We start from the raw sequence: 8,194 nt of genomic DNA on the forward strand, positions 1-8,194 counted from the left end.
TTGACAAGACTGCTGAGGTTTTTATGGGTTTTTTAAACTTCGTTGGTTCTCTCATATGGCTTCTCTAAAATTTTGTTCACAGAGACTAGGGAGGTTCTAAGCAAATTTTCTGAAAGAGAACAAGAAACGATCCGGAAGAGCTTTGCAGGCCCTTCAGAACTCTCAACTGAAACAGTAACGTTTATTACCGCTGTACGTGCAGCGCTCGAGGAAAAGTGTCAGAAATTCAGCAGCAAGCTGGATAGTGATAAACAGAAAAAAATATTAAAAACATGTATGAGCAACCTATCCTACGTTGAACTGGGAAACCCAAATCAAATGGCGAGATAGTTCACTATAGACATTTATCTCGAAATATAAAGCAGGATTTTGTTTCAATTTGGGCTTGTACATTGAAACAACCCGTGGAAGTGGATGTTACCATTATATAGGTGCTAACATGCTTTATACCTATGTACCACAATCAAAGATCTCCTCTCAGTTTAAAAATGTTGCTAATCGACATATACAAATGTAATATTAATTAATATTCATAAATAAAGCAATTCCATGGAAAGTAATTACAACGCTGATGCAATAAAAATCTTAAGAGGTCTTGATGCTGTAAGGAAGCGTCCAGGTATGTACATTGGTGATACTGATGATGGGTCTGGTTTGCACCATATGGTATATGAGGTTGTCGACAATGCGATAGATGAGTCTTTAGCTGGGCATTGTGATAAAATTGAAGTTAGCATAAATGAAGATGGCTCAGTATCCGTAACCGACAATGGTCGTGGCATTCCAACTGATATCCACGAAGAAGAAGGAATATCAGCAGCGGAGGTAATAATGACCCAACTGCATGCAGGTGGAAAATTTGACAGCAATACCTATAAGGTTTCAGGTGGATTACATGGTGTTGGAATCTCAGTTGTAAATGCATTATCAAGCTGGCTGGAGTTAACTATTTGGCGCAACAAGAAAGAACACTTTATGCGCTTTGAAGATGGTAAGTCCATTGAGCCTTTAAAGTTAGTAAATGAAAATACAAGCAAAAAGGGAACTAGAGTAACGTTCATGCCATCAACAGAGACTTTCAGTAACATTGACTTTAGTTACTCTACCCTTGAGAGTCGCATCAGAGAATTGGCATTTTTAAACTCAAATATCGAGATCACTTTGCGTGATCTCCGCAACAAATCACACGTAGAGTCTCATTTTAATGATAGTAAACAGTCTCAAGATAATTTTGGTACAGCAAATTTTGTGCGATATTTAGATAAAAATAAGACGCATGTTACCAAAATTGCCAGCATGAGAGGCGATACAAAAGATCTCGGCATCAGCGTAGAAGTATCAATGGAGTGGAATGACTCCTACTACGAAAATATGCTGTGCTTTACAAATAATATAAGACAACGAGATGGTGGTACACACTTGGCAGGATTTAGGTCTGCCTTAACTAGATGTATTAACAATTATGCAACTAGCGAGGGGTTTTTGAAAAAGGCAAAAGTGAATCTAACTGGGGAAGATGTCAGAGAAGGGTTAACCTGTGTTTTATCTCTTAAGATGCCTGACCCTAAGTTTTCTTCACAAACAAAAGACAAGTTAGTCAGTTCTGAAGCGCGCACAGTTGTAGAAAACATAGTTTCTGATAAGCTAAGTACAATACTTGAAACTGATCCAAAATTAGCAGCGAGTATAGTAGAAAGAGCTATCAGATCAGCTAAAGGAAGAGAAGCTGCAAGAAAAGCGCGAGAGTTAGTTAAAAACAAAAACACCATTGATATTTCCACTCTACCTGGAAAGCTTGCCGATTGTCAGGAAAAAGTTCCTGAGTTATCGGAATTATTTATAGTAGAGGGTAATTCTGCAGGTGGTACTGCAAAGCAGGGGCGTAATCGTAAAACACAAGCAGTACTTGCTTTAAGGGGGAAAATTCTAAACGTAGAACGTGTAAGTTTAGATCGTATTTTTTCATCTGCGGAAATTGGTTCTTTAATTACTGCGATTGGCGCTGGAATAGGAAGTGAGCATTTTGACATTGATAAAACTAGGTATCATAAAATTATCATTATGACAGATGCAGACGTTGATGGTTCACATATAAGAACTTTAATTCTAACTTTCTTTTTTCGGTATATGCGTGAAGTAATTGAAAGAGGGTATTTATATATAGCACAGCCACCTCTTTATAAAGTTACAAAAAATGCTAAAGATACTTATATTAAAGACGACAAAACTTTTGAAGAATATATAGTAAACTCGGCGGTTAAAAGATTAACATTAAGCAGTACAGACAAAGATTTACGCTTTGTTTTGGATAAATGTCTTAGTATTTCAAACATTAGCAAAAATTATGACAGGGAAATACCACAAAATCTATTGGAGTCACTACTAATTCTAAGCAAAAAGAACGCCCTATCATCTGCTGATGAGATATTGAAATGTTTAAAGTTAATGTACAACGAATATAATTGGGAAGTAGAAATAAAAGATGAAGAAGTGCATATCTCTAAGTTATTTCAAGGACTGGCAGACAAATATATGTTTCCGCTTAGCATGCTTAAAAGCAAAGAAATACAAAATATTTTGAGTTCTCTTGATGACATAATTGACTTATTCAATGGTGATTCATTTTTAAAGTCACAAGAAACTGAAATAAAGATTAAATCTCCGAGTGCACTTGCAAAAATAATGATGGATTATGGTAAAAAAGGTTTAACTCTGCAGAGATTTAAGGGTCTTGGCGAAATGAATGCCGATCAACTTTGGGAGACCACACTCAATCCTGAAACTAGAACTTTGCTCAAAGTTGAAATAAAAGATTGTGAGGAAGCTGATTCTATATTCTCAGTGTTAATGGGCGATATAGTCGAACCACGTCGTGATTTTATCAATACCAATGCATTAAATGTGCATGATGTTGATATTTAACTCTTGGTTCAACTGAGAACATTTTCATTGTGGTTAACGCTTCTAGTATGTATATTGATAAGTCTTGTTTTCAATAAGTAATGAAAGTAATAATTGTTATGATAATGTTATTGTGTAGCAGTTACACAATGGCAAGTGAACGAATAACCTTAGTCGATAAAAAATTATCGCAAGGTTATGTTGCTCCGGTGCTTACAGAAAATAGTATCGTTCTGGCAGATAAGCACGGCACCTTGTATTCCTTTGATGTTGATAACCCAAGGACTTTGAATTGGAAATTGCACCTTCCACACAGAAAAAAAATTGGTAACATGAGTCTATCATGCCATAGAGGAATTGTTTTCTTTATAGTGGATAACGTTCTGCATACAATAGATGCAAAAACTGGTGAGGTTCAGTGGGAAAAAGAACTGAGAGCTCCAGTAAGAGGAAAAGCAATAGTAACAAATAATAAACTGATAGTATTAACCATCGATAACTACCTGTATGCGTTTGATATAAAAGATGGCAGCTCCGTTTGGACTTATCAAAATGGTATCAATGTGGTTCGTGGTTTATATTCCATATCACCCGCAATTTCCAATGATAAAATAATAGCACCGTTTTCAAATGGTGAGCTAATAGCTTTTAATGAAGATGGTAAAAAACTGTGGAGCCAAAAATTGGCTACAAACCTTTTGAACACACAGCTCACAGATGTGACCACTACACCAAGAGTGCTCGGTGATACTTTAGTAGCTACAAACAATTCTTATATTTATGGTATTGACATGAAATCAGGAAACATTTTATGGTCAAAGCCACTGGAAGTAAAAAGTGTATCAGACATTGTATCATATTATAGTCCTCTTATCCCTGCAAAGGAACAAAGAGCCGGTGGCAGTACTTTTATAATTACTAAAGATAATAAAATAATCGGTGTCGACATACAAAACGGAGAAACAGTCTGGACGTCCAATTTAATAGAAAATACGCAATTATTTGCTCCAATTATGTATGCTTATACTTTATGGGTAACAAGTGATAAAAGGTTGGTGTTTGCTTTTCCTGGATCTGAAAACACAGGCAAGGCAATTGAAATACCTGGCAATGTGTTTCACACTCCAGTGTTTACCCATGATAAGATATATGTGACAACTGAGGGAAACGGTGTTTATTCTTTAGAAAATAGGTTTGTTTTTTATGACTGATTATGATCTGATTGTTATAGGTGGCGGTCCAGGCGGCTATAAGTGTGCCATTGCTGCTGCAAGGCTTGGATTGAAAGTTGCCTGCGTAGACAAAAACAACATTTTTGGTGGTACGTGTTTGCGAGTCGGATGTATACCCTCTAAAGCTTTACTTCACTCCTCCTATCAGTATGTTCACACGAAAAATGACCTGTCAAAACTTGGCATAAAAGTTAAGGATACAAGCTTCGACCTAAAAGAAATGCTAAAGTATAAAGACGCCAGAGTTCAGGAGCTTGGAAAAGGCATAGAATACCTGTTCAGCCTTCACAAGATCACTAAAATCAACGGACTTGGAAAAATTACCGCTTTTGATCAAGGTAATCTCGAAGTTTCAGTTGAAGGCAAGACGTTGAAGACAAAAAACATAGTAATCGCAACCGGTTCTGATATTAGTTCTCTGCCAGGAATTAATATTGACGAGAAAAATATCATTTCATCTACCGGTGCGTTGTCTCTAATTGAAGTGCCAAAAAAACTTGTCGTCATTGGAGCTGGAGCAATAGGACTTGAAATGTCTTCTGTATGGGAAAGGCTAGGGTCTGAAGTCACTGTAGTAGAGTTTCTTGATAGAGTCGCTGCAGCAATGGATGGAGAATTAAGTAAGTCTCTTCTTTCTAATCTGCAAAAACAAGGAATAAAATTCTTACTCAGCACTAAAGTTGAGGAAATGAAACAAAATAGTAATTCTCTCAGCGTAAAAGTTTGCTCTGCTCAAGACAACCAAACAGATACTATAGAGGCAGATAAGGTGCTCATTGCAGTAGGTCGCAAACCATGCACCGATGGTCTTGGTATCGATGAGAAGATAGAGAAAGATAATCGTGGTTTTGTTCAAGTTAACAACAGGTATGAAACTAACGTGAAAGGAATATTTGCTATTGGTGACGTGATTGGTGGAGCAATGCTTGCTCATAAAGCAGAAGAAGAAGGAGTGGCAGTTGCAGAGATAATAGCAGGGCAGTCACCTCACGTTGACTATGGGATCATACCATCCGTCATTTACACTCACCCTGCGGTTTCTTCAATTGGTAAAACCGAAGAGGAACTGAAAAGTGCCGGTCGTAAGTATAAAGTTGGTAAATGTCAATTTGCTGCAAATGGCAGAGCAAAAATCACTGATGATGCCGAAGGATTCGTGAAAGTGCTAACTTGCAGCACTACAGATACAATACTGGGCGTACATATCATAGGAGCATATGCTGATACGCTAATTAATGAAGCAGCAGTTGCAATGGCATATGGTGCAGCAGCAGAGGATATATATAGAATTTGTCACTCTCACCCTGATATAAACGAAGCTTTCCGCGATGCGTGTATTGATGCCTTCTTTAAAAAGTAACCTTGGTTCAATCATTGAAAATTGGTATGAATGGCTGAGATGCAATAGATCTTACTCACCTAACACTTTAGAATCATATATGAGAGACCTAAAGGATCTTATAAGTTTCCTCAGCGCTCACATTGGTAGAGAAGTAAATATTGGTTCCTTGGAAAAATTAAGCATATCTGAGCTAAGAAGCTGGCTTAGTTTCCGTTATGCAAGAGGCGTAAATGCAAGGTCTAACACTCGCGCACTGTCAGCAGTCAGAAACTTTTTCAAGTACATGAAAAACAACTATGAAATAAATAATGAGGCTGTATTTTCCTTGTCAAAGCCAATTCAGAGAAAAACTTTGCCTAAAGCATTATCAATATCTGATATAAAAACTCTACTGAAAGAAATGAAATTATCTGATTTGGGTGAACCTTGGGTAATAAAAAGAGAAGTTGCGATTATTGTTCTATTATATGGCACAGGCTTCAGAATTAGTGAAGCGCTAAGTCTTAGGATTAGTGATGTAAGTGGCGAAAACCTAATAATTACAGGTAAGGGAAACAAACAAAGGCAGGTATTTATTCTTCCGGTAGTAAAAAAGTGTTTACAAGAATATATAAAAGCTTGTCCTTACCTTGGCATTGACGATGAAGCACAATATCTCTTTGTGGGAGTAAGAGGAAAAAAATTGGGAAGAACTTATGTTGCTAATCGCTTGCAGAAAATAAGGAGAACATTAAACTTGCCAGAAATTTTATCTCCACACGCATTCCGTCACAGTTTCGCCACTCATTTGCTTCAAGAAAATGTTGACATAAGGTCTATACAACAACTGCTTGGCCACTCAAGCCTGGAAACCACTCAAGTTTACACTCACTTAAATTATCAGGATGTTTTTAATATGTATAAAAACTTTCAGCAGAATTTGGAGAAGAAATAAAAATCCTTGTAACTTGAGGATTATCGGTAGCACTACCAGGTCCTATGTCTTTTTCATCTCCTTTGTATAAAAAATACCCTACTAAAAAAAGACCCAGCGCAACTGCAGCAAGACCAGCACTTATCTCTGGATAATCCACTATCGTTAAACACGCACCAACAACAAATGTTCCCGACAATATAAAAAATGTAAGAGCGTAGTTGTTTTGTTTTCCACCTGGAGAATTTGCTCGTCTATCACTTTTTCGATGAATCCTCTCATTTGACTCTTCCTTTGTATTGTTCAGTTTTTTATCCTTCTCTGTAAGTTGAGCTTTTGCTTGATCGAGTTCTCCCTTCAGCTCTAAAATTCTGTTTTGCTGTTCTCTAATTTCACCATTTCGTTTGTTCAACTCCTGCTTTATATCACTCAATTCCTTTTCTTTGTCTGCAAGTTGATCTTGTACGCTTTCAAGTTCATCTGCAAGTTTTGGTACACCTTGCTCAAAACCTACCGGTGCACTATCCGTACTTGCTAAAGGCTGTTCCGCACTTGCAGAAAATTTTTTATTAACATTCCCCAACGCAGCAGTAACAATTGGACGACTCATAAAGCAATTATCTTCTGCTGATTTCTTTATATCTCCCTTTGCAAGTCGAATTTTTGCATGATGAAGTTCTCTCTCTAGTTCTAGAATTCTGTTTTGCTGTTTTCCAATTTTATCATTGCGTTTGTTCAACTCCTGCCTTGCATCGTTCAACTCCTTTACCTTCTTTGCAAGTTGAGCTTTTACCTCTTCAAGCTTGTCTACAAGTTCTTGTACAAACTCCTCAAAATCTATTGGTATATCACTCATGCCTGCTAAGGGCCGTCCCACACTTGCAGGAAATTTTTCATTTAAATAATTCGTAATAGATTCAATTGGATCACCAACATCTCTTAACGCAGCAGCAACAATTGCATAATTCATGAAGCAATTATCTTCCACCAACTTTTTCACATCATCTAAATCTTTTCTGTTAATAACATCAGTTAATCGCTCTGTAATCGCTTGTGCAATTGTTTGCTTCAATCTTAGACTTTTCTCTATAGCTTGTGTTAGCTTTATCTGACTAAAATCTAGCTCTTTATGTTTTAAAAGTTTAATCAGTACTTCTTCCTTATCTCTTGTTATTATTTGTAAACACGATTTGATAATTAGGCTAAGTGGTGTTTCAATTTCTCCATTTTTGTTTCTTTCCCAGCAGTTAGGATTAAGATCTTGATTCAAAAGAGTTTTTGCTAAGTAAATATTTCTAGAAAGGACAGTTAATAACTGTTTTCCTTTTTGCGCTTTTTGTATTTCCATTATCAAATGTTCAGCACGATTTTGCCTAGCACACTCACTAGGACTTTGATATTCCTTATTGGTTATATTAGTGTTTATGTTTAGGTGACTGAGCAAGAGTTGTAACGTTTTCTTTTGTTGAAAGCACATTGCTAAATGTAAAACTGTGTTGTCATTAATTTGTTCACGAATATTAACATTTATGTTATGGTCCAGTAGAAGTGACCTAATCATACTATGATATTTCTCTTCCGTTTCTATTCCAGAACACGTAGACAAATTAGTAACTATAGTCATTAATGTTGTACATCCTGCGTCAAACGCATTAACGTTCGCACCTTCTGCTAGAGCTTGCTCAAAAGCTGCTAATCTCTGTGAACAAAATTTGAGAGAAGCCATATGAGAGAACCAACGAAGTTTAAAAAACCCATAAAAACCTCAGCAGTCTTGTCAAATCGAGAAAAAACACGTCTAAAGTT

The 8,194-nt window shown here is 36.6% G+C and carries 6 protein-coding genes; 5 read left to right on the forward strand and 1 reads right to left on the reverse strand.

From position 1 onward, the window contains the following. Window positions 1–72: 72 nt before the first annotated feature. From GO685_RS02120 to GO685_RS02140, 5 genes are all read left to right on the forward strand, one after another. Window positions 73–330 (forward strand): 6TM ABC transporter family protein, encoded by a 258-nt coding sequence (locus tag GO685_RS02120; RefSeq protein WP_175937368.1) that lies wholly within the window; start codon window positions 73–75, stop codon window positions 328–330. Between the two features lie 219 nt (window positions 331–549). After that, window positions 550–2,922, forward strand: coding sequence for a DNA topoisomerase (ATP-hydrolyzing) subunit B (gyrB, locus tag GO685_RS02125; protein WP_175937369.1), 2,373 nt, complete (start codon window positions 550–552; stop codon window positions 2,920–2,922). An 80-nt stretch (window positions 2,923–3,002) separates the two neighbouring features. Continuing rightward, window positions 3,003–4,112 (forward strand): outer membrane protein assembly factor BamB family protein, encoded by a 1,110-nt coding sequence (locus GO685_RS02130; protein WP_175937370.1) that lies wholly within the window; start codon window positions 3,003–3,005, stop codon window positions 4,110–4,112. Beyond that, complete coding sequence (gene lpdA, locus GO685_RS02135) at window positions 4,105–5,493, forward strand: dihydrolipoyl dehydrogenase (protein ID WP_175937371.1); 1,389 nt, start codon at window positions 4,105–4,107, stop codon at window positions 5,491–5,493. Before GO685_RS02130 ends, lpdA begins: the two co-directional genes overlap by 8 nt. Continuing rightward, window positions 5,474–6,409, forward strand: coding sequence for a tyrosine-type recombinase/integrase (locus GO685_RS02140; protein WP_175937372.1), 936 nt, complete (start codon window positions 5,474–5,476; stop codon window positions 6,407–6,409). Before lpdA ends, GO685_RS02140 begins: the two co-directional genes overlap by 20 nt. Here the strand turns inward: GO685_RS02140 and GO685_RS02145 are convergent. After that, complete coding sequence (locus GO685_RS02145; protein ID WP_175937373.1) at window positions 6,366–8,114, reverse strand: ankyrin repeat domain-containing protein; 1,749 nt, start codon at window positions 8,112–8,114, stop codon at window positions 6,366–6,368. The two genes, GO685_RS02140 and GO685_RS02145, sit on opposite strands and share 44 nt — an antisense overlap. Window positions 8,115–8,194 lie beyond the last annotated feature (80 nt).

This window comes from Wolbachia endosymbiont of Madathamugadia hiepei (genome assembly GCF_013366855.1).
Taxonomy (GTDB): Bacteria; Pseudomonadota; Alphaproteobacteria; order Rickettsiales; family Anaplasmataceae; genus Wolbachia.